The organism is Kineococcus aridisoli, assembly GCF_050871885.1.
Lineage (GTDB): Bacteria > Actinomycetota > Actinomycetes > Actinomycetales > Kineococcaceae > Kineococcus.
In genome coordinates this window covers 1-21975 of the sequence record NZ_JBJLSF010000084.1, presented here as the reverse complement: position 1 = coordinate 21975, position 21975 = coordinate 1, and the positions used below count along the sequence as shown (strand labels likewise).

Sequence of the window (21975 nt, the reverse complement as noted above, 5' to 3'; positions counted from 1 at the left end):
GCCCCGTCACCGGACCGGTGACGGGGCCCTCCTCGTGCGTGGCGGGTCGTGCGGGGTGGTCGTGCGGGAGCGGCCGCGGGGTGCGGACCCGCTCACTCCCAGCGGAACCAGCGCGCCGCCGCCAGGCCGGCCGCGGCCGCCCAGGCGGCCAGCACGAGCAGCGGGCCGACCGCCAGCTCCTGGGCGCCCACGGCCGCCCGCAGCGCGTCGCCGAGGGCCCCGGAGGGCAGCAGGCCGCCGACGGCGCCCAGCGGGGAGGGCAGCACGAGGCCGCCGCCGGCCAGCAGGAGCACCCAGGCGAAGTTCGCGACCGCCAGGGTGCCCTCGGCGCGCACGGTGCCGGCCAGCAGCAGGCCGAGGGCGGTGAAGGCGGCCACGCCGAGCAGCAGCGCCGGCACGGCCGCCAGCAGGCCGACCGCACCGGGCCGCCAGCCCAGCAGGGCGCCCGCGGCGCCCAGCACCAGCACCTGCACGAGCACGAGCGCCAGGACCGCCAGCACCTTGCCCGCCAGCAGCCCCGAGCGCCCCAGCGGGCTGGTGGCCAGCAGCCGCAGGACGCCGTTGCGGCGGTCGAAGCCGGTGGCGATGGCCTGGCCGGTGAAGGCGGTGGAGACGACGGCCAGGGCCAGCACGCCGGCCACGGCCAGCGCGGGGCGCTCGCCCTCGCCGAGGTCGAGGGAGGCGACGCGGGTGACGCCGACGAGCACGAGGACGGGCAGCACCAGGGTCAGCAGCAGCTGCTCGCCGTTGCGCAGCGCGATGCGGGCCTCGAAGGCCGCCTGGTGGCGCACCCGGCGCCCCCAGGGCGCCGCGGTGCCCGCGGGGGACAGGTCCAGGGGGGCGTGCCCGGGCGCCTGCGCGGCGGCGCTCGCGCTCACCGCAGGCTCCGGCCGGTGAGGTCGAGGAACACGTCCTCGAGGGTACGGCGCAGCGGTCCCAGCCCCTCGGGCAGCACGTCGTGCCCGGCGCACCAGGAGGTGAGCGTGGCCATCACGCGCGGGTCGACCTCGACCCCGGAGACGGCGTAGCGCCCCGGGGAGGTCTCGGCGACCTCGGCGCCCACCGGCAGCGCGGAGACCAGCGAGGCCGTCGGCAGGCCGGGCCGGGCCGTGAAGGTGAGCGCGGCCGGTGCCCGGGTGAGCTCCTCGGGGGTGCCGCTGGCCACCACGCGGCCGTGGTCGACGACGACGACGGCGTCGGCCAGGCGCTCGGCCTCCTCCATCAGGTGGGTGGTGAGCACGACCGAGACGCCGCTGGCGCGCGCCTCGCGCACGACGTCCCAGACGGCCAGGCGGGCCTGCGGGTCCAGCCCGGCGCTGGGCTCGTCGAGGAAGACCAGCTCCGGGCGCCCCACCAGGGCGCAGGCGACCGCCAGCCGCTGGCGCTGCCCGCCGGAGAGCCGGCGCACCCGGGTGCGGGCGAAGGAGGTCAGCCCCAGCCGCTCGGCGAGCGCGTCGACGTCCAGGGGCCGGGTGTGCAGGCCGGCGACGTGCCGCAGCGCCTCCAGGGCGCCGACGCCGGTGGGCAGCCCGCCGTCCTGCAGCATCACCCCCACCCGCGGGCGCAGGGCGGCCGCGTCGGCGTGCGGGTCCAGGCCCAGCACCCGCACGCTGCCGGCGTCGGGGCGGCGCAGCCCCTCGCAGCAGGCGACGGTCGTGGTCTTGCCGGCGCCGTTGGGGCCCAGCAGGGCGGTCACGCGGGCGCGCTCGGCGCGGAAGCTGAGGCCGTCGAGGACGGTCCTGCCGCCGAGGGCCTTGCGCAGGTCGCGCACCTCGACGGCGGCGCCGGCCGGGTCGGCAGGGGCGGGGGGAGCAGAGCCGACGGCCACGAGGGGGCAGTCTACGAGCCGCGGTAGTAGTCCCTGGCCCCCGGTGGGAACCGGCGCGACAATTAGGTAACATGGACGTTGTGGAATTGGTGAGGCGAGCCTCACCTCGGGGCCGCTCGGCCGCCGGGGCGGAGGAGGCGCGCACGCGCACCCGCGTGCGCACCGCCGTGGCCGAGCTCGGTCCCGTCACCGCCGCCCGCGTCGCGCAGGTGCTCGGCCTCACGGGCCCGGCGGTGCGCCGCCACCTCGACGCGATGGTCGCCGCGGGCGTGCTCGACGTGCGCGAGCCGCGCCCCGAGCAGCGCCGCGGCCGCGGCCGCCCGGCCAAGGAGTTCGTCGTGGCCTCCGCCGGCCACGACGCCCTGCCGGCCGGCTACGACGACATGGCGCTCTCGGCGCTGGCCTACCTGGCCGAGGTGGCCGGGCCGGGCGCCGTCGAGGACTTCGCCTCCCGCCGCTTCGCCGCGCTGGAGGAGTCGATGCGCCAGCGGGCCGGCGACCTCGCCGGCGCGGGCACCGCCGAGCGCGTGGACGCCCTCGCCGCGGCCCTGGCCGAGCAGGGCTTCTCCGCCAGCGCCCGGCCGGTGGCGCAGGGAACAGCCGCCGAGGGGACCCAGTTGTGCCAGGGGCACTGCCCGGTGCAGCGGGTGGCGCAGGCCTTCCCGCAGCTGTGCGAGGCCGAGCGGCGCGCCTTCGAGCGCATCCTCGGCTCGCGCGTGCAGCGGCTGGCCACCCTCGCCCACGGCGACCACGTCTGCACCACGTTCGTCCCGCACGAGGGGCCCGGCCAGGGGCCCGCACCGGGCTCCGGGCGAGGTCCCGGACGGACCCACCCCCACGACCGCGCCGCGGGCTCGCCCGCGGACCAGCAGACGCCAACGGAAGGACGACGACCGTGACAGACACCGTGTCCGAGACCCAGACCACCGAGCTGACCGGTCCTGCCGAGCTGGAGGGCATGGGCAACTACCGCTACGGCTGGGCGGACTCCGACGTCGCCGGCTCGTCCGCCAGGCGCGGGCTGTCCGAGGAGGTCGTGCGCGACATCTCGGCCAAGAAGGACGAGCCCGAGTGGATGCTCGCGCTGCGCCTGAAGGCGCTCAAGCTGTTCGGCCGCAAGCCCATGCCCAACTGGGGCTCCGACCTCACCGGCATCGACTTCGACAACATCAAGTACTTCGTGCGCTCCACGGAGAAGCAGGCGACCAGCTGGGACGAGCTGCCGGCCGACATCAAGTCGACCTACGACCGCCTGGGCATCCCCGAGGCCGAGAAGCAGCGGCTCATCGCCGGTGTCGCGGCGCAGTACGAGTCCGAGGTCGTCTACCACCAGATCCGCGAGGACCTGGAGGAGAAGGGCGTCATCTTCGTCGACACCGACACGGGCCTGCGCGAGCACGAGGAGCTCTTCAAGGAGTACTTCGGCACCGTCATCCCCGTCGGCGACAACAAGTTCGCCTCGCTGAACACCGCGGTGTGGTCGGGCGGCTCGTTCATCTACGTGCCCAAGGGCGTCCACGTCGACATCCCGCTGCAGGCCTACTTCCGGATCAACACCGAGAACATGGGCCAGTTCGAGCGCACGCTGATCATCGCCGACGAGGGCTCGTACGTGCACTACGTCGAGGGCTGCACGGCGCCGATCTACCAGAGCGACTCGCTGCACTCCGCGGTCGTCGAGATCGTCGTCAAGAAGAACGCCCGCGTGCGCTACACGACGATCCAGAACTGGTCCAACAACGTCTACAACCTCGTCACCAAGCGCGCCACGGCCGCCGAGGGCGCGACGATGGAGTGGGTCGACGGCAACATCGGCTCCAAGGTGACGATGAAGTACCCGGCGATCTACCTCATGGGCGAGCACGCCAAGGGCGAGACGCTGTCCATCGCGATGGCCGGTGCCGGCCAGCACCAGGACGCCGGCGCCAAGATGGTCCACGCCGCGCCGCACACCGCCAGCTCGATCGTCTCCAAGTCGATCGCCCGCGGCGGTGGCCGCACCTCCTACCGCGGTCTCATCCAGGTCCTGGAGGGTGCGCACCACTCCGCCTCGACCGTGCGCTGCGACGCGCTGCTGGTGGACACGATCTCGCGCTCGGACACCTACCCCTACAACGACATCCGCGAGGACGACGTCGTCATGGGGCACGAGGCGACCGTCTCCAAGGTCTCCGACGACCAGCTCTTCTACCTCATGAGCCGCGGCATGGCCGAGGACGAGGCCATGGCGATGATCGTGCGCGGGTTCATCGAGCCCGTCGCGCGCGAGCTGCCCATGGAGTACGCACTGGAACTGAACCGCCTGATCGAGCTGCAGATGGAAGGGGCCGTCGGCTGATGACCGCCGTCGACGAGACGACCAGCGACCCGACGACCACGACGCCGGCGAACACCGCGCGCGCGCACAGCCACGGCGGCGGGATCGTCCCCGACGCCAGCCGCGCGGAGCGCCCGACGTCCTTCGACGTCGCCGACTTCACGGTCCCCACCGGCCGCGAGGAGGAGTGGAAGTTCTCGCCGCTGCGCGAGTTCGCCCCCCTCTTCGAGGTCGGCGAGGGGAGCGCGGCCGCGGCCGTCGAGGTCGACGCGCCCGCGCAGGTCGAGCACCGCACCGGCACCCGCGAGGAGGTCGGCGCGGGGACGGCGTTCGTGCCGGGCGACCGCGCCGCCGCCGCCGGCTGGGCCACCACCGACGTCGCGCACCTGCTGCGCGTGCCGGCCGAGGCCGAGCTGGACGCCCCGGTCCTGGTGACGGTGCGCGGGCAGGCCGGCCGCACCACCGCCGGCCACCTGGTGCTGGAGGCCGGCCACCACGCCAAGGCGCTCGTCGTGCTGTCGCACCTCGGCTCCGGCGCGCACCGCGGCAACGTCGAGGTCCGCGTGGGCGACGGTGCCGACGTCACCGTCGTCACGCTCCAGGAGTGGGACGCCGACGCCGTCCACGTCGGTCAGCACGACGTGCGCGTCGGCCGCGACGCGCACGTGCGCCACATCGCCGTCAGCCTGGGCGGCAAGGCCGTGCGGCTGTCGACGAACATCAGCTACGCCGGTCCCGGCGGGAACGCGCAGGCGCTCGGGGTGTACTTCGCCGACGCCGGCCAGCACCTGGAGCACCGCCAGTTCGTCGACCACGAGGCGACGAGCTGCACCAGCTACGTGGAGTACAAGGGCGCCCTGCAGGGCGAGGGCGCGCACGCGGTGTGGATCGGCGACGTGCTCATCCGCGCGGCGGCCGAGGGCACCGAGACCTACGAGCTCAACCGCAACCTCGTGCTCACCGACGGCGCCCGCGCGGACTCCGTGCCCAACCTGGAGATCGAGACCGGCGAGATCGTCGGCGCCGGCCACGCCTCGGCGACGGGCCGCTTCGACGACGAGCAGCTGTTCTACCTGCAGGCGCGCGGCATCCCCGCCGAGGAGGCGCGCCGCCTGGTGGTGCGCGGCTTCTTCGCCGGCATCGTCGACCGCATCGGGATTCCGGAGATCTCGCAGCGCCTCATGACCACGATCGAGACCGAGCTCGCCGCGACCCCGCTCGCCGCCGCGAGCGCTGAGGAGAACTGACATGTCCACGCTCGAGATCCGCGACCTGCACGTGACGGTCGACGAGGCCGACGGCTCCACCAAGGAGATCCTGCGCGGCGTCGACCTCACCATCAACAGCGGTGAGGTGCACGCGGTCATGGGCCCCAACGGGTCCGGCAAGTCGACCCTGGCCTACTCCATCGCCGGCCACCCCAAGTACACCGTCACCGGCGGCAGCGTCACCCTCGACGGCGAGGACGTCCTCGCCATGAGCGTCGACGAGCGCGCCCGCGCCGGCATGTTCCTGGCCATGCAGTACCCGGTCGAGGTCCCCGGCGTGACCGTCTCCAACTTCCTGCGCACCGCCAAGACCGCGATCGACGGCGAGGCCCCGAAGCTGCGCACCTGGGTCAAGGACGTCAAGCAGGCGATGGACGACCTGAAGATGGACCCCTCCTTCGCCGAGCGCAACGTCAACGAGCACTTCTCCGGCGGTGAGAAGAAGCGCCACGAGATCCTGCAGATGGAGCTGCTCAAGCCGAAGTTCGCGATCCTCGACGAGACCGACTCCGGCCTGGACGTCGACGCGCTCAAGGTCGTCTCCGAGGGCGTCAACCGCTCCCTGGCGAGCGTCAACCCGGGTGTGCTGCTCATCACGCACTACACGCGGATCCTGCGCTACATCACGCCGCAGTTCGTCCACGTCTTCGTCGACGGCCGCGTCGCCGAGCAGGGCGGCCCGGAGCTGGCGGACGCCCTGGAGGAGAGCGGCTACGACCGCTTCCTGGCCCGCGCCTGAGACCGCTGCCGGCAGCCGCCCCGCCGGCGGCCGCACCCCCGCACCGACGTCCGAGGAGGACCGCATGAGCGAGACCGTGAGCGAGGCCTCGACGCCCGCCGCGCAGGGACCGACGCCCGCGTCGGTCGCCGAGGTGGAGGAGGCGCTCAGGGACGTCGTGGACCCCGAGCTGGGGATCAACGTCGTCGACCTGGGCCTCATCTACGGCCTGACGATCTCCGACGACAACGTCGCGACGATCGACATGACGCTGACCAGCGCCGCCTGCCCGCTGACCGACGTCATCGAGGACCAGACCCAGCAGGCCCTCGTCGACGTGGTCGCCGACCACCGCATCAACTGGGTGTGGATGCCGCCGTGGGGCCCGGAGAAGATCACCGACGACGGGCGCGAGCAGCTGCGCGCGCTCGGCTTCAACGTCTGAGCCAGGCTCCACCCCACCCCGACCACCGGACCCCCCGCCGCACCGCGACGGGGGGTCCCGCGCGTGGAGGGGCGCTGCACCCGGCCGGACGCTCAGTACCGGAAGCCCACCACCAGCTGCTGCAGGCCGGCCGCCACCCGCGAGACGTCGCTGGAGGTGGTCGCCGTGTGCTGCGCCGACGTCGCCGACTCCTCCGCCGCCTGGGCCGCACCCCCCATGGTGGCCGAGATCTGCTCCGCGCCGGCGGACACCTCGGTGACGTTGCGCACCATCTCCGAAGTCGTCGCGCTCTGCTCCTCCACCGCCGCCGCGATGGTGGCCTGCAACCCGTCGATGCGGGCGATGACCTCGGTGATCTCGGTGATCGCCGCAGCGGCCGCCGAGGCGTCGGTCTGCGTGGCGTTGACGCGGGTGGTGATCTCCTCGGTGGCCCGCGCGGTCTGCTGGGCCAGCTCCTTGACCTCCCCGGCCACCACCGCGAAGCCCTTGCCCATCTCCCCGGCGCGGGCGGCCTCGATCGTGGCGTTGAGCGCCAGCAGGTTGGTCTGCTCGGCGATGGAGGTGATGAGCTTGACCACGTCGCCGATCTCCCGGCTGGAGGCCGACAGCCGGCTGAGCGTCCGGTCGGCGGAGGTGGCCACCTCGACCGCCGCGGCGGCGACGGTGCTGGCGTCGGAGGTGGAGGTGGCGATCTCCCGGATCGCCGCGGTCATCTGCTCGCCGGCGGCGGCCACGGTGCCGATGTTGACGGTGATCTCCTCGGTGGCCGCGGAGACCACCTGCGCCTGCGCGGAGGACTGCTCGGCGCCGGCCGACAGCTGGGTCGCCACCGCGGTGAGCTCCTCGGAGGCGGCGGCCAGCGTCGTGGCCCCGTCGACCACCTGGCGCACCACCTCGCCGAGGCGCTCGGTGGAGCTGTCCAGCGCCTGGGCCACCTGGCCGATCTCGTCGGCGCTGGTGATGCCGACGCGCTGGTCCAGCCGGCCCTCGGCCAGGCCGCGCACCACCGCGACGACCGCTGCCAGCGGCCGGGAGATGCTGCGGGCGATGCACGTCGCGACCACGACGGCGACGACGACCGCGGCCGCGATCGTGACCAGGACGACGGCGACGGCGCGGTGGTAGGCCCGTGCCCCGGCGAGCTCGGAAGCCTCGGCCGCAGCCGTCTCGGCCTCCTCCATGGCCACCAGCTGCTCCTGCAGCTCCACCTCCAGCGGGCCGGTGGTCCGCGCCCGCTCCCGGGCGAACGGGTCGGTGTCCAGCGCCTCCGCCAGCGGCAGGAGCTGCGCGCGGGCCGTGCGGTACTCCGCGAGGGTGGACTCGAAGGCCTCCAGCTCCCGGGCGCCCTGGCTGGGGCCGCTGTCGACGTACTCCCGCCAGGAGCCGTCGAGCGCCTCGTCGGCGGCGGTGATCGCCGCCTCGGCGGCGGCGTGCTCGTCGTCGGGGGCGACGGCCAGGTCGCTGAGGGCCTTCGCGGCCGCCACGAAGTCGACCTCGACGGTGTCGAGGGCGTGCAGCGACAGGACGCTGCCGGTGTACATCCGCTCCAGCCGGTGCTGCGCCGCCCGCAGGCTGCCGAAGCCGACGGCGCCGACGGCCACCAGCAGCAGGACCACGACGCCGAACCCGGCGAACAGCTTCGAGGCGACCCGAAGGTCTCGGACACGCGACATCTGGACCACTCCCACCCCGCCGCGGGACGTCCCCGCTCTCGCGGTCCATCGACACGGCACCCGCGGCACGTGATGTCGTTGAGAGGCTGATCACCTGCTCGGCGCAACCCCGCTCCCGCCGGTGCCCCGCAGGGTGGTCGTCCGGCCCAGTCCGGCCACGCTCAGCCCAGGCCGCGCGCCGCCAGCGCCTCCCCGACCGCCTCGGCGTGCGCCACCGCGCGCACCACCGTGGGCACCAGCAGCGCCCGCGGGTCGCGCTGCAACCCCCGCGCGTCGGCCGCCTCCCGGGACTGGGCCAGCAACCGGGCCACCACCGGGATGCTCGTGATCGTCAGCGTCAGCGCCAGCCCCACCCGTTCGGGGTCCACCCCCAGCACGCGCAGCGGCCGCGCCGCGGCCACGACGCTCGCCAGCAGCGCGGGCACGGGCGTCGTGGCGGTGACCACGGCGGCCGCCCACAGGCAACCGGTCAGCGCCGCGACCACGGCCAGCGCCCGCTCCGGGCCCGCCTGCCACAGCTGCACCGCCGCCAGCGCCGCCAGCAGCCACCACGTGCGCCGCAGCTGACCGGCCAGCAGCCGGCCGCCGGGCCGCGCACCGACCGCCACCAGCGCCGCCAGCGCCGCGCACGCGGCCAGCGCCGCGAGCGCCGCCGCTCCCGTCCAGCCGGGCACGAGCGCCCGCAGGAGGCCGGCGGCCAGGGCGGTCAGCGCCAGCCCTGCGAGCTTGGCCCCCGGCCGCGCCCGGTGCAGCGGCGAGCGGCCCGGCACGAAGGCGCCCAGCAGCGGTGGTGCCGTCGACAGCCCCCGCGTGCGCGCACCGCGCGCGGGTCGCCTCACGGCACGCTCGCCCGGTAGGCGGCGACCACCTCGGACGCCGGGCCGTCGGCCACGACGCGCCCGTCCTCCAGCCACAGCGCCCGCTGCGCGCGGGCGGCCAGCTCCAGGTCGTGGGTGGCGACGACGACCTGGCGCACCGGCGCGGGCGGGTCCAGCAGCACGTCCGCCACCCGCCGGGCCGTGCGCAGGTCCAGCAGCGTCGTGGGCTCGTCGGCCACGAGCACCACCGGCTCCGTCGCCAGCACCGCGGTCAGCGCCAGCAGCTGCCGCTGCCCCGAGGACAGCTCGCGCACGCTGGCGTCGGCGCGCTCGCCCAGGCCCTGGGCGGCCAGCAGCTCGCGCGCGCGCCGGTCGTGCTCGCGCCGGGGCAGAGCGGTGCGCCGCAGCGACAGCGCGACGTCCTCGGCCGGTGTCGGCATCACCAGCTGCGCGTCGGGGTCGGTGAAGACGAACCCGACGTGGCGCCGCAGCCGCACCAGGTCGTGCTCGGGGTCCAGGCCGTCGACGAGCACCCGGCCGCGCGAGGGCAGCACCAGCCCGTCCAGCAGCCGCAGCAGCGTCGACTTCCCGGAGCCGTTGGGCCCCACCAGCGCGGTCGTGCGGCCGGTCAGCTCGACGTCGACGCCGTCGAGCACCGCGCGGTCGGCCGCGTCGACGCCGACACCGGCCAGCGAGATCACCGAGCGGCGAGCAACCGGGGGAAGGCGCGGTGCACCGGGGCGGCCACGAGCACCGCCAGCACGACCTTCACCAGGTCGCCGGGCAGGAACGGCAGCGCCAGCGCCGCGGCCGCAGGCAGCTGCAGGCCGCCGGCCAGCGCCATGCCGGGGACCCCGCCGGCGTAGACGACGCCGATGCCGCCCACGAGGGCGCCCGCGACGGTCCCGGCGACGGGGTGGCCGCGGCGCGCGCCCGCCCGCGCCAGCGCGCCTCCCACGAGCGCGGCCAGCGGGTAGGACAGCAGGAAGCCGGCGCTGGCCCCGGCGAGCACGCCCAGACCGGCCGCACCGCCCGCGAAGACCGGCACCCCCGCCAGCCCGACGACCAGGTACAGCAGCGCCGCGCAGCCACCGCGCCACGGGCCCAGCACCGCACCGCAGAGCATGATCCCCAGCGTCTGCAGGGTGATGGGCACCGCCAGCGGGCCCACCGGGATGCCGGGCGTCAGCGCCAGGGCGCACACCAGCGCCGCGAAGACGGCCACGAGGGCGAGGTCGCGGGTGCGGTCGACGGGGCGGCGCACCCCGGTGGCGGGGGTGCCGCGCGGGCTCGTGCGCGGGGCCGGGGGCCGGGCGGGGGTGGGCACGGGCAGGAACCTAGCGGACCTCCTCGCGCGCCGGAGCCACCGCGCGGGGGTCGTAGACTCGGCACCGTCCCCCTCTCCTCCGAGCCCTTGAGAGCTGCCCTCGTGATCGTCGCCTCCGACATCGAACTGCGCGCGGGGGCCCGGCTCCTCATGGAGCACGTCACCTTCCGGGTGGCCCCGGGGGACCGCATCGGGCTCGTCGGGCGCAACGGCGCCGGCAAGACGACGCTGACCAAGGTCCTGGCGGGCGAGGCCCAGCCGGCGGCCGGCACCGTCAGCCGCTCGGGGGAGATCGGGTACCTGCCGCAGGACCCCCGCGCCGGGGACCCCGAGATGCTCGCCCGCGACCGCATCCTGTCCGCGCGCGGTCTCGACGACGTCATCACCCGCCTGCGCAGGGCGGAGCAGGAGATGGCCAGCGACGACCCCCGGGTGCGCGACCGGGCGATGGACCGCTACACCAAGCTCGACGCCCGCTTCGTGGCCATGGGCGGCTACACCGCCGAGAGCGAGGCCGCCCGCATCTGCGCCAACCTCAACCTGCCCGAGCGCGTCCTCGAGCAGCCGCTGAAGACGCTGTCCGGTGGACAGCGCCGTCGCGTGGAGCTGGCCCGCATCCTCTTCTCGGCCAGCGAGACGCTGCTGCTGGACGAGCCGACCAACCACCTGGACGCCGACTCCATCAGCTGGCTGCGCGAGCACCTGAGGAACTACGCCGGCGGGCTCATCGTCATCAGCCACGACGTGGAGCTGCTCGAGGTCGTCGTCAACCGGGTCTTCCACCTCGACGCCAACCGCGCCACGATCGACCTCTACAACGTCGGCTGGAAGAACTACCTCAAGCAGCGCGAGACCGACGAGAAGCGCCGCGTGCGCGAGCGCGCCAACGCCGAGAAGAAGGCCGGGACGCTGCTGGCCCAGGCCGCCAAGATGGGCGCCAAGGCCACCAAGGCCGTCGCCGCGCAGAACATGGCCAAGCGCGCCGAGCGCCTGCTGGGGGACCTGGAGGACGTGCGCGTCCAGGACAAGGTCGCCAAGCTGCGCTTCCCCAAGCCGGCGCCCTGCGGCAAGACGCCGCTGATGGCGGAGGGGCTGTCGAAGTCCTACGGCTCCCTGGAGATCTTCACCTCCGTCGACCTCGCCATCGACCGCGGCAGCCGCGTGGTGGTCCTCGGCCTCAACGGTGCCGGCAAGACGACGCTGCTGCGCATGCTCGGCGGCGTCGAGCGCCCCGACAGCGGGCGCATCGTGCCCGGGCACGGGCTGAAGATCGGCTACTACGCGCAGGAGCACGAGACGCTCGACCACGACCGCACGGTCCTGGAGAACATGCGCTCGGCCTCCCCGGACCTCGACGACACCCGGGTGCGGACCGTCCTGGGCTCCTTCCTCTTCTCGGGCGACGACGTCGACAAGCCCGCCGGCGTGCTGTCCGGCGGGGAGAAGACCCGCCTGGCGCTGGCCACGCTCGTCGTCTCCAGCGCGAACGTCCTGCTGCTGGACGAGCCGACGAACAACCTCGACCCGGCCAGCCGCGCCGAGATCCTCGACGCGCTGCGCCACTACGAGGGCGCCGTCGTGCTCGTCACCCACGACGAGGGCGCCGTCGAGGCGCTCGACCCCGAGCGCGTGGTGCTGCTGCCCGACGGCGTCGAGGACCTCTGGAACGCCGGCTACGCCGAGCTCGTCTCCCTGGCCTGAGCGCCTCGCGCGCCTACGCGGCACCCCGCGGCGTGCCCCGCCGGCCCTCCGGCGGCCCCGCGACGTCGCGGTCCCGGCCCCCGGGGCGGCCGGCCGGCCGCTTCGACTGGCCGGAAGGGCCTCCGGTGGTGACCATGGAGGAGGTCTGCGACGACGTGAGGAGGTCGGGGTGACCGAGACGATCAAGCGGGGAAGCCGGTTGAGCGGTGCGGAGCGCGAGCAGCTCGCCGGGGAGCTGACGAAGGGCTACGCGGAGGGCAAGAGCATCAGGGCGCTGGCGGAGGAGACGGGGCGCTCGTACGGGTTCGTCCACCGGCTGCTCAGCGAGAACGACGTGACGCTGCGCAGCAGGGGCGGTGCCACCCGGGGCAAGGCCCGTCAGGAGGGCTGAGGGCCCTCCGGGCGCGAACCAGCCCGGGGACCGCCGCTCGCTGCGGTGCGCCGGCCTCCCCGCCCGCAGGGGCGGGGAGGTCGGGGCGTCACAGCGAGCGGTCGGTGCCCCCGTCCACGGTGAGCGAGGCTCCCGTGATGTACGAGGCCGCCGGCGAGAGCAGGAAGACCGCCGCGCGGGCGAACTCGTCGGGCAGCCCCGCACGGCGCAGCGGGATGTGCTCGAGCACCTCCGGCGCGAGGTCGGAGGAGTCCTCCAGCTCCAGCGGGGAGCCGGAGTCGACGTGACCGGCCAGCAGGTTGTTGATGCGCACCCCCCGCGGACCCAGCTCGTCGGCCAGGGCCTTGGCGGCCATCGCCAGCCCCGGTCGCAGGCCGTTGGCGACCCCGGCGTCCATGACGGGGGTGCGCACGGTGCTCGACAGCAGCAGCACCAGCGAGGCGCCCTCGCCGGTGGCGGCCTTGGCGACCGAGCGGGCCAGCCGCAGCGGTCCCAGCAGGCTGGACTCGAACGCCTCGCGCCAGGCGGCGTCCTGGGCCTCCAGGACGGTCGAGGTGGGCGGGGTGCCGCAGGAGACGACGGCGCCGTCCAGGCGGCCGAAGCGCGCGTTGGCGGCCGCCACGAGGCGGGTCTCGGTGCCGGGCTCGGAGATGTCGCCCGGCACGAGCAGCATCCGCGCCGGGTCGCCGATCGTGGGCGCCACCGCCGCGAGCTCCTCCTCGTCGCCGGCGGACAGCACCAGCAGCGCACCCTCGTCGGCGAGGACCCTCGCGCAGGAGAGGCCGAGGCCGGTGGAAGCGCCGGAGACGATGTAGACGCGGTCGGTCAAGCCCAAGTCCATGAGCCCATTGTTGCGCAGAGTGGCCGATGGGAAACACAGCATGATCTCGTGCACCCGAACGGGCGAATCAGCGTGGTGAGGACGCCCCGTGCCGACCGTCCAGCGCGGCGTCCTCGGCCTCCTCGTCGCTGCCCGGGCGCGGCGGGGCGCCCCGCCCGCGCGCGCGGCTGCCGCGCCGGGCCGCGCGCCCGCCCGCGCGCTCCCGGGACGGGCCGCCGGCCCCCGGCACGTCCGCGTCCGGCACGTCCGCGTCCGGCACGTCCGGCCCGTCCGCCGTCGGTTCGCCGGGGACCCGCGGTGCGCCCCCGCCGAGCGGAGCGCCGACGGCGCCGCCCGAGCGGCGGGCTTCCAGCTCGCGGCGGCCGGCCACGACCCACACGACGAGCGCGGTGAGGGCGAAGCCGAACCACTGCACCGTGTACGCCAGGTGCGGCCCCTGGTCGACGTCGGGACGGTCCGCCGGCAGCGGTGCCTGCGCCGGCGCCGGGGTCTCCGCGGCCAGCACCGCGTAGCCGCCCAGCAGCGGCGGGGCTCCCGCGGCGGCGGTCTGCCGCTCCACCTCGCCGGCGGCGATCGAGGCGACCTGGCCGGCGGGCACGTCGCCGCGCTTGACCGGCTCCCACGGCCGCAGCCGCGCCAGCACGCTCACCCGCCCCTGCGGCGGCGCCGGCACGCTGTCGGGCCGCTCGCTGCTGGAGCCGGCGGGCACCCAGCCGCGGTCCACCAGCAGCGCGCCGCCGTCCGCGAGCACGAGCGGGACCAGGACCTCGTAGCCGGCCTGCTCGTCGCGGGGGCGGTTGCGCACCAGCACCGTCGCGTCGGTGTCGTAGGTGCCCTCCACGCGCACCGGCGTCCACGCGTCCTGCGCGTCGAGCCGCGCACCGGCGGGCAGGACCTCGGTGACGGCGCGGGGGGGCGCGTCGTAGTTCTGCGCCAGCGGAGCGTCGGCGGCCAGCCGGTCCTGGCGCCGGTGCCACTGCCAGCGGCCCAGCACGCAGCAGACCACGGCCACGGCGAGGGCCAGGGCGAGCCCGCGCACCCAGCGCGGCTCGCGCAGCAGCCCCAGGACCGAACCGGGGACGTGCTCGCCGGTCGAGGGGTCCGTCATGTCCTGCAGGGTGCCACGCGCCCGTTCAGGTGGGCAGGTCGGCCGCGGCGACCACCTCGCGCAGGAAACCGCGCGCACCCAGGAACTGCGACAGGTGCTCGCGGTGCGCCGTGCACGCCAGCCACGTCTTGCGCCGGTCGGGGGTGTGCAGGCTCGGGTTGTTCCAGCGCAGGCCGAAGTCGGCGTGCGCGCGGCAGCCGCGGGCGCTGCACAGCAGGTCGGAGGGCGGTTCGTGGCCCGCTTCGCCGGGCGCGTGCCCGGAGCGGGCCGCGCGCGGGGCGGCGGTGGGGGCGGCGGTCGGGACGGCGGGGGTGTCCACGACCGCCAGTCTCGCACCGCCGCGCGCCCCGGCCAACGTGACGGGCGGGTCGATCGCAGGTGAGCGCGCGGTGACGCCCCGGTGTCAGCGGGGTCCGGTGGGCGTGGGCTCCTCGCGGGGGGAGGGCTCCTCGCCCGGGGAGCGCACCTCGGTGATGCGCGCCTCGAGGGCGGGCAGCTGCAGCGGCGGGGCGGCGCTCACGTCGAAGGACTGCGGCGGCGGGCCCTTGGACTCCCGGCCGGCGTTGGCCAGGATGACGGCGACGTAGGGCAGGAAGACGGCGCCGGCCACGAACAGCCAGCGCGTCCAGTGGTCGACGAGCACGAAGAGCAGGAAGCAGGCGGTGCGGACCACCATCGAGACCACGTACTTGCGGTAGCGCACGCCGATGTCGTCGGTGTGCGACGTGGGGGCTGCGGTGATGCGGTAGACACCGGGGTCGTCGGCGTTGTTGGCCGGGCCGTGCTGGGGGCGCTGAGGCACGAGGACAACGGTAAGCCCGCCCTCCGACACGTGCCGCCGCTGGCGGTGGCGCCCCGATGCGTTAGCTTTCCTCCCCGTGCCCGACCCCGCCGAGCAGACCCCGTCCGCCAGCAGCGAGAGCGCCGGTGCGGCGCCCGCAGCCCGCCGTGCGCGCAGCGTCCTGGTGACAGGGGGCAACCGGGGCATCGGCCTCGCGGTGGCCTCCGCCTTCGCCGCGGCCGGCGACCGGGTGGCGATCACCCACCGCTCCGGCGAGCCGCCCGCCGGCTTCCTGGCCGTGCGCGCCGACGTCACCGACGGCGCCTCCCTGGACGCCGCCTTCGCGGCCGTGGAGGCCGAGCAGGGCCCGGTGGAGGTGCTGGTGGCCAACGCCGGCGTCACCCGCGACCAGCTGCTCATGCGGATGAGCGACGAGGACTTCGAGTCGGTCGTCGACGCCAACCTCGCCGGCGCCTGGCGGGTCGCGCGCCGCGCGGTGCGCGGGATGGTCCGGCTCAAGCGCGGTCGGATCATCCTCATGTCCAGCGTCGTGGGCCTGTACGGCTCGCCCGGGCAGACGAACTACGCCGCCTCCAAGGCCGGCATGGTCGGCCTGGCCCGCTCCATCGCCCGCGAGCTGGGCAGCCGCGGGATCACCGCCAACGTCATCGCCCCCGGCTTCATCGACACCGACATGACGCGCCAGCTGCCCGAGGCCACCCAGGCCGACTACAAGGGCCGCATCCCCGCCGGCCGCTTCGGCGCGGTCGAGGAGATCGCGCAGGCGGCGCTGTTCCTGGCCGACGCCGGCTACGTCAACGGCGCGGTGCTGCCCGTCGACGGCGGTCTCGGCATGGGGCACTGACCCCCTCCCGCACGGCACGGGCACGACAACCACGAGAACGACGACGGAAGGAACCCCATGGGTCTGCTGGACGGCAAGCGACTGCTGGTCACCGGAGTGCTCACCGACCGCTCGATCGCCTTCGGCGTCGCGCGGGTGGCGCAGGAGGAGGGGGCCGAGGTCGTCCTGTCGTCCTTCGGGCGCCAGATGAAGATCACCTCCACGATCGCCAAGCGGCTGCCGAAGCCGGCGCCGGTCATCGAGCTGGACGCCACCAGCGACGAGGACCTGGCGGCCCTGCCCGAGCGCGTGCGCGAGCACGTGGACGGCCTCGACGGCGTGCTGCACTCCATCGGCTTCGCGCCCAAGGACGCCATGGGCGGCAACTTCCTCAACACCGAGTGGTCCAGCGTCGCGACGGCCGTGCAGGTCTCGGCGTTCTCGCTGAAGTCGATCGCGGTCGCGGCGCTGCCGCTGATGAGCCGCGGCGGCGCGGTCGTCGGCCTCACCTTCGACGCCCGGGTCGCGTGGCCGGTCTACGACTGGATGGGCGTGGCCAAGGCCGCCTTCGAGTCCACCGCCCGCTACCTGGCCCGCGACCTGGGCCCGAAGGGGGTCCGCGTCAACGTCGTCTCCGCCGGGCCGCTGCGCACGACGGCCGCGACGTCGATCCCCGGTTTCGAGACCCTCGAGGGCACCTGGGGCGAGCGCTCCCCGCTGGGCTGGGACGTCACGGACACCGAGCCGCCGGCGCGCGCGTGCCTGGCGCTGATGTCGGACTGGTTCCCGGCGACCACCGGCGAGATGATCCACGTGGACGGCGGTTTCCACGCGATGGGTTCCTGAGCCCCCCCGTGGCGCAGGACCCCACTCCCTCCGGCGGGCGCCGGCTGCTCGTGCTCGCCGTGGTGATGGTCTGCTTCATCGTCGCGCTGGCGGCGCTGGCCACCTGGGCGCAGCAGCGCGGCTGAGGCGTCCCGGGCCTCCGGCCGGCCCCGCACGGGTCAGCCGGAGGCCAGCGCCTCGTCGGCGAGGTCGGCCTCGACGACGTCGTCGTGGGTGATGCCCAGCAGCGGCAGCACCGCGTCGAGGTAGGGCACGTTGAGGGCGGCGTCGGCCTGCTCGCGCACGACGGGCTTGGCGTTGAAGGCGATGCCCAGCCCTGCGGCACCGATCATGTCGAGGTCGTTGGCGCCGTCGCCGATGGCGACGGTGCGGTGCAGCGGCAGCCCCTCCGCGGCGGCGAACTCCCGCAGCGCCGCGGCCTTCGCGGCGCGGTCCACGACGGGACCCAGCACCCGGCCGGTGAAGCGGCCGTGGACGACCTGCAGGCGGTTGGCGCGCACGTGGGCGATGCCCAGCCCCGCCGCCAGCGGGCCCACGACCTCCAGGAACCCCCCGGACACCAGCGCCAGGGTGAACCCCAGCCGGTGCAGGGTCCGGCACAGCGTGCGCGCCCCGGGGGTGAGCTCGACGGCCTCGCGGACGCTGTCGAGGACCTCCACGCCCAGCCCCTCCAGGCAGGCGACGCGCTCGCGCAGCGAGGCGGCGAAGTCGATCTCCCCGCGCATCGCGCGCTCGGTGACCGCGGCCACCTCCGCCTCGCGCCCGGCGTGCGCGGCCAGCAGTTCGATGACCTCCTGGCGGATGAGCGTGGAGTCGACGTCCATGACCACCAGGCGCCTGCCCATGCGCGCCAGCCCCCCGGGGGAGACGGCCGCGTCCAGCCCGTGGCGGCCGGCCTCCACGGCCAGGGTGCGCCGCAGCGCCAGGACGTCGGCGGGCGAGCCGTGGGTGGACACGTCGAGCTCGACGCTGGTGACCGGCTGCGCGGACATCCGCCGGATGCGGTCGACGTTGGCGCCGTGCTCGGCCAGCACGGCGGTGATGCGCGCGACGGCGGCCGGCAGCAGCGGTGCCCCGAGCAGCGTCACGTGCAGGCGGCGCGGCCGCTGCCCGGCGGGGGCGGGCGGAGCGGGTGCGCTGGTGGTGACCTCCAGCCCGTCCCCGGACAGGGTGGCGACCGCGGCCGCCACGGTTCCCGGCGCGGGGTCGGTCACGAGCGCGGCCAGGGTGAGGACGCCGCCGACGACGACCTGCTCGACGTCCAGCACGTGCGCGCCGGTGCCGTCGAGGGCGGTGAACAGCGCCGAGGTCACACCCGGCCGGTCGGCGCCCGTGAGCGTCACCAGCACCTGCTCGGAGGGGCCGGGGGAGTGCTGCGGGCTCACCGTGCTCGACACGCCCGGAACCCTACCGGCCGCCCGCCCCCCGGTGGTCCCGTGCGGTGCACCGCGCGGGACCACCGGCCGGGAGCACCGGGCGGGACGCGTCAGGCGCGGGTGGCGTTCTTGCCGTCGCGCCAGGCCAGCCAGTCGGCGACGAAGCCCATGTCGTAGTCGGGGCCGCCGACGCCGATGGTGAACAGGCGGGCGCCGGCGTCGAAGTAGGCGTCCGCGGTGGCCGGGTCGGCGTCGGCGTCGATGCCCACCGAGCGCTCGACCTCGAGCGGGTCGCGGCCGATCTCGGCGCAGCGCTCGTCGAGGATGCCGGTCTTGCGGGTGAAGGTCTCCACGTCGCCGAACCCGTGCCAGATGTCGGCGTGCCGGGCGACGATGCGCAGCGTCTTCTGCTCCCCGCCACCGCCGATGAGCACCGGGATGTGGCGGGTGGGAGCGGGGTTCAGCTTGCCCAGGCGCGCCTCGATGCGCGGCACGTCCTCGCGCAGCTTGTCCAGGCGGCCGCCGGCGGTGCCGAACTCGTAGCCGTACTCGTCGTAGTCGCGCTGGAACCAGCCGGAGCCGATGCCCAGGACGAGGCGGCCGGTGCCGGGGGCCTCGGCGCTGCCGTGGGCGGAGATGTGGTCGACGGTGCGGGCCATGTCGGCCAGCAGCTCGGGGTTGCGGTAGGAGTTGCACGACACCAGCGCCCCGATCTCGATGCGCTCGGTGGCCTCCGCCCAGGCGGCCAGCATCGTCCAGCACTCGAAGTGCAGCCCGTCCGGCTCGCCGTACAGCGGGTAGAAGTGGTCCCAGTTGAACGCCACGTCCACGCCCAGCTCCTCCGCGCGCGCCGCGGCCGCGCGGATCGCGGGGTAGGACGCGTGCTGGGGCTGGATCTGCAGGCCGATGCGCACCGGGCGCTGATCGCTCGTCATGGCGCGACTCTAGGTGTGCGCCCGGTGCCTGCCCACCCCCGGCGCGCCGGGACCGCCGGGCCTCAGCGCGGGATGCTCTGGCCCTTGCCGACGACGGTGATGCCGGAGTCGGTGACGTGGAAGCCGCGGGCGCGGTCCTCCTCGGGGTCCACGCCCACGCGGGCGTCGTCGGGCACCTCGACGAACTTGTCGATGATGGCCCGCTGCACGACCGCGTGCCGGCCCACCTTCACCCCGTCCATGAGCACCGACTCGCTGACGTGCGCCCAGGAGTCCAGCCGCACGTTGGGGGAGACCACCGACTTCTCCACCAGGGCGCCGGAGACGACGGTGCCGCCGGAGACGATGGAGTTCACCGCGTGCCCGTAGGTGCCCTGCCAGCCGTGGACGAACTTCGCCGGCGGGTAGAAGTCCTGGGCGGCGATGATGGGCCACTCGTAGTTGTAGAGGTTGAAGACCGGCAGCACCGAGATGAGGTCCATCTGGGCCTCGAAGTAGGAGTCCAGCGTGCCCACGTCGCGCCAGTACGCGCGGTCGCGGTCGGTGGCGCCGGGGACCTCGTTGTCCTTGAAGTCGTAGACGCTGGCCAGCCCGCGCTCGACGAAGTCGGGGACGATGTCCCCGCCCATGTCGTGCTTGGAGTCGGTCTCCTCCGCGTCGCGCGTCACCGCGTCCACGAGGGCGTCGGCGTCGAAGACGTAGTTGCCCATCGAGGCCAGCACCTCGTGCGGGGAGTCGGCCAGGCCCCGCGGGTCCTTGGGCTTCTCCAGGAACTCCGCGATGCGGTTCGAGCCCGGCTCGGTCTGGATGACGCCGAACTGGTCGGCGAGGCTGATGGGCTGGCGGATCGCGGCCACGCTGCACGGGGAGCCGGAGGCGATGTGCGCGTCGACCATCTGGGAGAAGTCCATGCGGTAGACGTGGTCGGCGCCCACGACGACGACGATGTCGGGCCGCTCGTCGGAGACGAGGTTGAGCGACTGGTAGATGGCGTCCGCCGAGCCCAGGTACCAGCGCTGGCCGACGCGCTGCTGCGCGGGCACGCTGGCGATGTAGGAGCCGAACAGGTTCGACATGCGCCACGACTGGGAGATGTGCCGGTCCAGCGAGTGCGACTTGTACTGCGTCAGCACGACGATCTTGCGGTAGCCGGCGTTGACGAGGTTCGACAGCGCGAAGTCGATGAGGCGGTAGGTGCCCCCGAACGGGACCGCCGGCTTGGCGCGGTCGGCGGTCAGCGGCATGAGCCGCTTGCCCTCCCCACCGGCGAGGACGATCGCGAGGACGTTCGGTGCAGCCACGAGGGGCACCCTAGGCCCGGATAGCCTGGCGTGCCCACCAGGTGAGGGAGGAAACCCATGCGTGTCGACCTGCTGACGAAGGAGTACCCGCCGGAGGTCTACGGCGGGGCGGGGGTGCACGTCGCCGAGCTCGTCCGGGCGCTGCGCGCGCTCGCGGACGGGCCCGAGGTGCAGGTGCGCTGCTTCGGCGCGCCCCGCGCCGAGGCCGGCGCGACCGCCTACGCCGAACCGGCCGAGCTGGCGGGCGCGAATGCGGCGCTGCGCACCCTGGGGGTGGACCTGCCGATGGCCGCCGGCGCCGCCGGCGCCGACCTGGTGCACTCGCACACCTGGTACGCCAACACCGCCGGCCACCTGGCCTCGCTGCTGCACGGCGTCCCGCACGTGGTGACCGCCCACAGCCTGGAACCGCTGCGGCCGTGGAAGGCCGAGCAGCTCGGCGGCGGCTACCGCCTCTCCAGCTGGGCGGAGAGGACCGCCTTCGAGGCGGCCGCCGCCGTCGTCGCCGTCAGCGCGGGCATGCGCGCCGACATCCTGCGCAGCTACCCGGCGCTGGACCCCGCCCGCGTGCACGTGGTCCACAACGGCATCGACGCCACCGAGTGGACCCCCGTGCAGGGGCGGGACCTGGTGCGCGCCAACGGCGTCGACCCCGACCGGCCCAGCGTCGTCTTCGTCGGGCGCATCACCCGCCAGAAGGGGCTGCCGCACCTGCTGCGGGCCGCGGCGCAGCTGCCGCCGGAGGTCCAGCTCGTGCTGTGCGCCGGCGCCCCCGACACCCCCGAGATCGCCGCGGAGGTCGCCGGCCTGGTCGCCGAGCTGCAGCAGCGCCGCTCCGGCGTGGTGTGGCTGGACCGGCACCTCAGCCGCGAGGAGCTGCTGCAGCACCTGTCGCAGGCGACCGTGTTCGTCTGCCCGTCGGTCTACGAGCCGCTGGGCATCGTCAACCTCGAGGCGATGGCCTGCGGGGCGGCCGTGGTGGGCACCGCCACCGGCGGCATCCCCGAGGTCGTCGACGACGGCGTCACCGGCTGGCTGGTGCCCATCGAGCAGGTGGGCGACGGCACCGGCGCCCCGGTGGACCCCGACCGCTTCGTCGCCGACCTGGCCGCCACCCTCGCCGAGGCGGTCTCCGACCCCGACCGGGCCCGCGCCCGCGGCGCGGCCGGCCGCACCCGCGCCGTCGAGGAGTTCTCCTGGGACGCCATCGCCGCCCGCACCCTGGAGGTGTACCGCTCGGTGCTGCCCTGACGGGTGCTGCGCCCGGCGCGGCCCGGCGGGCGGTTCAGCGCGGCGCGGCCTCGGCGTGCGCGTTGACCGCGGCGGTCAGCGCCCGCCGGGCCACCGCGGGGGGGGGGGGGGGGGGGGCGGGGGGGGGGGGGGGGGGGGCCGCCGCGGGGGGGGGGGGGGGGGGGGGGGGGGGGGGGGGGGGGGTAGCGATCGCCCACCCCCCGCGG

23 protein-coding genes are annotated in these 21975 nt (G+C 75.1%); 10 read left to right on the top strand and 13 right to left on the bottom strand.

All coding sequences use genetic code 11. The annotated features are described in order from the left end of the window. Nucleotides 1-92: 92 nt before the first annotated feature. Entirely contained in the window at nt 93-878 is a 786-nt protein-coding gene (locus ACRYM2_RS18625; RefSeq protein ID WP_432523926.1) for an ABC transporter permease, read from the bottom strand. After that, on the bottom strand, nt 875-1828 hold the full coding sequence (locus ACRYM2_RS18620) for an ABC transporter ATP-binding protein (RefSeq protein WP_432523925.1): 954 nt from the start codon (nt 1826-1828) through the stop codon (nt 875-877). Before ACRYM2_RS18620 ends, ACRYM2_RS18625 begins: the two co-directional genes overlap by 4 nt. 155 nt (nt 1829-1983) lie before the next feature. Between ACRYM2_RS18620 and ACRYM2_RS18615 the strand changes: the two genes are divergently transcribed. The 5 genes from ACRYM2_RS18615 (at nt 1984) to ACRYM2_RS18595 (ending at nt 6576) form a co-directional block, all read left to right on the top strand. Then, nucleotides 1984-2727 carry a helix-turn-helix transcriptional regulator gene (locus ACRYM2_RS18615; RefSeq protein ID WP_432523924.1) on the top strand — a complete coding sequence of 248 codons (744 nt, stop codon included), beginning with the start codon at nt 1984-1986 and terminating at the stop codon, nt 2725-2727. A 59-nt stretch (nt 2728-2786) separates the two neighbouring features. Further along, on the top strand, nt 2787-4166 hold the full coding sequence (sufB, locus tag ACRYM2_RS18610; RefSeq protein ID WP_166616304.1) for a Fe-S cluster assembly protein SufB: 1380 nt from the start codon (nt 2787-2789) through the stop codon (nt 4164-4166). After that, entirely contained in the window at nt 4166-5392 is a 1227-nt protein-coding gene (gene sufD, locus ACRYM2_RS18605; protein WP_432523923.1) for a Fe-S cluster assembly protein SufD, read from the top strand. The genes sufB and sufD overlap by 1 nt, the downstream gene beginning before the upstream one ends. A 1-nt stretch (nt 5393) precedes the next feature. Beyond that, nucleotides 5394-6152 carry a Fe-S cluster assembly ATPase SufC gene (sufC, locus tag ACRYM2_RS18600; protein WP_432523922.1) on the top strand — a complete coding sequence of 253 codons (759 nt, stop codon included), beginning with the start codon at nt 5394-5396 and terminating at the stop codon, nt 6150-6152. 64 nt (nt 6153-6216) lie between these two features. Next, nucleotides 6217-6576, top strand: coding sequence for a metal-sulfur cluster assembly factor (locus ACRYM2_RS18595; protein WP_432523921.1), 360 nt, complete (start codon nt 6217-6219; stop codon nt 6574-6576). 92 nt (nt 6577-6668) lie between these two features. On the opposite strand, the gene ACRYM2_RS18590 is transcribed toward ACRYM2_RS18595, so the two are convergent. From ACRYM2_RS18590 to ACRYM2_RS18575, 4 genes are all read right to left on the bottom strand, one after another. Then, the gene (locus tag ACRYM2_RS18590; protein WP_432523920.1) at nt 6669-8249 is read right to left on the bottom strand and encodes a methyl-accepting chemotaxis protein; all 1581 of its coding nucleotides are present in this window, start codon (nt 8247-8249) and stop codon (nt 6669-6671) included. A 161-nt stretch (nt 8250-8410) separates the two neighbouring features. After that, nucleotides 8411-9088 (bottom strand): energy-coupling factor transporter transmembrane component T, encoded by a 678-nt coding sequence (locus ACRYM2_RS18585; RefSeq protein WP_432523919.1) that lies wholly within the window; start codon nt 9086-9088, stop codon nt 8411-8413. Further along, nucleotides 9085-9768 (bottom strand): energy-coupling factor ABC transporter ATP-binding protein, encoded by a 684-nt coding sequence (locus tag ACRYM2_RS18580; RefSeq protein ID WP_432523918.1) that lies wholly within the window; start codon nt 9766-9768, stop codon nt 9085-9087. The genes ACRYM2_RS18585 and ACRYM2_RS18580 overlap by 4 nt, the downstream gene beginning before the upstream one ends. Next, the gene (locus tag ACRYM2_RS18575; RefSeq protein ID WP_432523917.1) at nt 9765-10394 is read right to left on the bottom strand and encodes a biotin transporter BioY; all 630 of its coding nucleotides are present in this window, start codon (nt 10392-10394) and stop codon (nt 9765-9767) included. Before ACRYM2_RS18575 ends, ACRYM2_RS18580 begins: the two co-directional genes overlap by 4 nt. A gap of 102 nt (nt 10395-10496) precedes the next feature. Here ACRYM2_RS18575 and ACRYM2_RS18570 point away from each other — a divergent pair, with 102 nt between their 5' ends. Next, the gene (locus ACRYM2_RS18570) at nt 10497-12095 is read left to right on the top strand and encodes an ABC-F family ATP-binding cassette domain-containing protein (protein ID WP_432523916.1); all 1599 of its coding nucleotides are present in this window, start codon (nt 10497-10499) and stop codon (nt 12093-12095) included. Between the two features lie 169 nt (nt 12096-12264). Next, nucleotides 12265-12486, top strand: coding sequence for a helix-turn-helix domain-containing protein (locus tag ACRYM2_RS18565; RefSeq protein ID WP_166616889.1), 222 nt, complete (start codon nt 12265-12267; stop codon nt 12484-12486). Between the two features lie 88 nt (nt 12487-12574). Here ACRYM2_RS18565 and ACRYM2_RS18560 read toward each other — a convergent pair whose 3' ends face one another. From ACRYM2_RS18560 to ACRYM2_RS18545, 4 genes are all read right to left on the bottom strand, one after another. After that, entirely contained in the window at nt 12575-13327 is a 753-nt protein-coding gene (locus ACRYM2_RS18560) for an SDR family oxidoreductase (RefSeq protein WP_432523915.1), read from the bottom strand. A 67-nt stretch (nt 13328-13394) separates the two neighbouring features. Then, nucleotides 13395-14435 carry an SURF1 family cytochrome oxidase biogenesis protein gene (locus tag ACRYM2_RS18555; protein WP_432523914.1) on the bottom strand — a complete coding sequence of 347 codons (1041 nt, stop codon included), beginning with the start codon at nt 14433-14435 and terminating at the stop codon, nt 13395-13397. A 25-nt stretch (nt 14436-14460) separates the two neighbouring features. Next, on the bottom strand, nt 14461-14754 hold the full coding sequence (locus tag ACRYM2_RS18550; protein ID WP_432523913.1) for a hypothetical protein: 294 nt from the start codon (nt 14752-14754) through the stop codon (nt 14461-14463). Nucleotides 14755-14838: 84 nt separating this feature from the next. Further along, nucleotides 14839-15237: a DUF3099 domain-containing protein gene (locus ACRYM2_RS18545; RefSeq protein WP_432523912.1), complete on the bottom strand. Its 399-nt coding sequence runs from the start codon at nt 15235-15237 to the stop codon at nt 14839-14841. Between the two features lie 160 nt (nt 15238-15397). On the opposite strand from ACRYM2_RS18545, the gene ACRYM2_RS18540 reads away from it, so the two are divergent. Beyond that, nucleotides 15398-16081 carry an SDR family oxidoreductase gene (locus ACRYM2_RS18540; protein WP_432523927.1) on the top strand — a complete coding sequence of 228 codons (684 nt, stop codon included), beginning with the start codon at nt 15398-15400 and terminating at the stop codon, nt 16079-16081. A 57-nt stretch (nt 16082-16138) separates the two neighbouring features. Continuing rightward, nucleotides 16139-16906, top strand: a complete 768-nt coding sequence (gene fabI / locus ACRYM2_RS18535) for an enoyl-ACP reductase FabI (RefSeq protein WP_432523911.1) — start codon at nt 16139-16141, stop codon at nt 16904-16906. A 158-nt stretch (nt 16907-17064) separates the two neighbouring features. On the opposite strand, the gene serB is transcribed toward fabI, so the two are convergent. The 3 genes from serB to glgC all read right to left on the bottom strand — a co-directional run bounded on the left by serB (nt 17065) and on the right by glgC (nt 20518). Continuing rightward, a complete protein-coding gene (serB, locus tag ACRYM2_RS18530; protein WP_432523910.1) occupies nt 17065-18303 on the bottom strand; it encodes a phosphoserine phosphatase SerB in 1239 nt (412 codons plus the stop codon). Between the two features lie 89 nt (nt 18304-18392). Further along, nucleotides 18393-19217: an LLM class F420-dependent oxidoreductase gene (locus ACRYM2_RS18525; protein WP_432523909.1), complete on the bottom strand. Its 825-nt coding sequence runs from the start codon at nt 19215-19217 to the stop codon at nt 18393-18395. A 62-nt stretch (nt 19218-19279) separates the two neighbouring features. Further along, the gene (glgC, locus tag ACRYM2_RS18520; RefSeq protein ID WP_432523908.1) at nt 19280-20518 is read right to left on the bottom strand and encodes a glucose-1-phosphate adenylyltransferase; all 1239 of its coding nucleotides are present in this window, start codon (nt 20516-20518) and stop codon (nt 19280-19282) included. A gap of 57 nt (nt 20519-20575) precedes the next feature. On the opposite strand from glgC, the gene glgA reads away from it, so the two are divergent. Then, the gene (gene glgA / locus ACRYM2_RS18515) at nt 20576-21769 is read left to right on the top strand and encodes a glycogen synthase (RefSeq protein ID WP_432523907.1); all 1194 of its coding nucleotides are present in this window, start codon (nt 20576-20578) and stop codon (nt 21767-21769) included. Nucleotides 21770-21975: the final 206 nt, after the last annotated feature.

Excerpts from the sequence above, each read along its gene's own strand:
- sufB (WP_166616304.1), top strand. The coding sequence starts at position 2,787 with ATGGGCAACTACCGCTACGGCTGGGCGGACTCCGACGTCGCCGGCTCG.
- sufD (WP_432523923.1), top strand. The coding sequence starts at position 4,166 with ATGACCGCCGTCGACGAGACGACCAGCGACCCGACGACCACGACGCCG.
- sufC (WP_432523922.1), top strand. The coding sequence starts at position 5,394 with ATGTCCACGCTCGAGATCCGCGACCTGCACGTGACGGTCGACGAGGCC.
- ACRYM2_RS18595 (WP_432523921.1), top strand. The coding sequence starts at position 6,217 with ATGAGCGAGACCGTGAGCGAGGCCTCGACGCCCGCCGCGCAGGGACCG.
- ACRYM2_RS18590 (WP_432523920.1), bottom strand. The coding sequence starts at position 8,249 with ATGTCGCGTGTCCGAGACCTTCGGGTCGCCTCGAAGCTGTTCGCCGGG.
- ACRYM2_RS18560 (WP_432523915.1), bottom strand. The coding sequence starts at position 13,327 with ATGGACTTGGGCTTGACCGACCGCGTCTACATCGTCTCCGGCGCTTCC.
- ACRYM2_RS18555 (WP_432523914.1), bottom strand. The coding sequence starts at position 14,435 with ATGACGGACCCCTCGACCGGCGAGCACGTCCCCGGTTCGGTCCTGGGG.
- fabI (WP_432523911.1), top strand. The coding sequence starts at position 16,139 with ATGGGTCTGCTGGACGGCAAGCGACTGCTGGTCACCGGAGTGCTCACC.
- ACRYM2_RS18525 (WP_432523909.1), bottom strand. The coding sequence starts at position 19,217 with ATGACGAGCGATCAGCGCCCGGTGCGCATCGGCCTGCAGATCCAGCCC.
- glgA (WP_432523907.1), top strand. The coding sequence starts at position 20,576 with ATGCGTGTCGACCTGCTGACGAAGGAGTACCCGCCGGAGGTCTACGGC.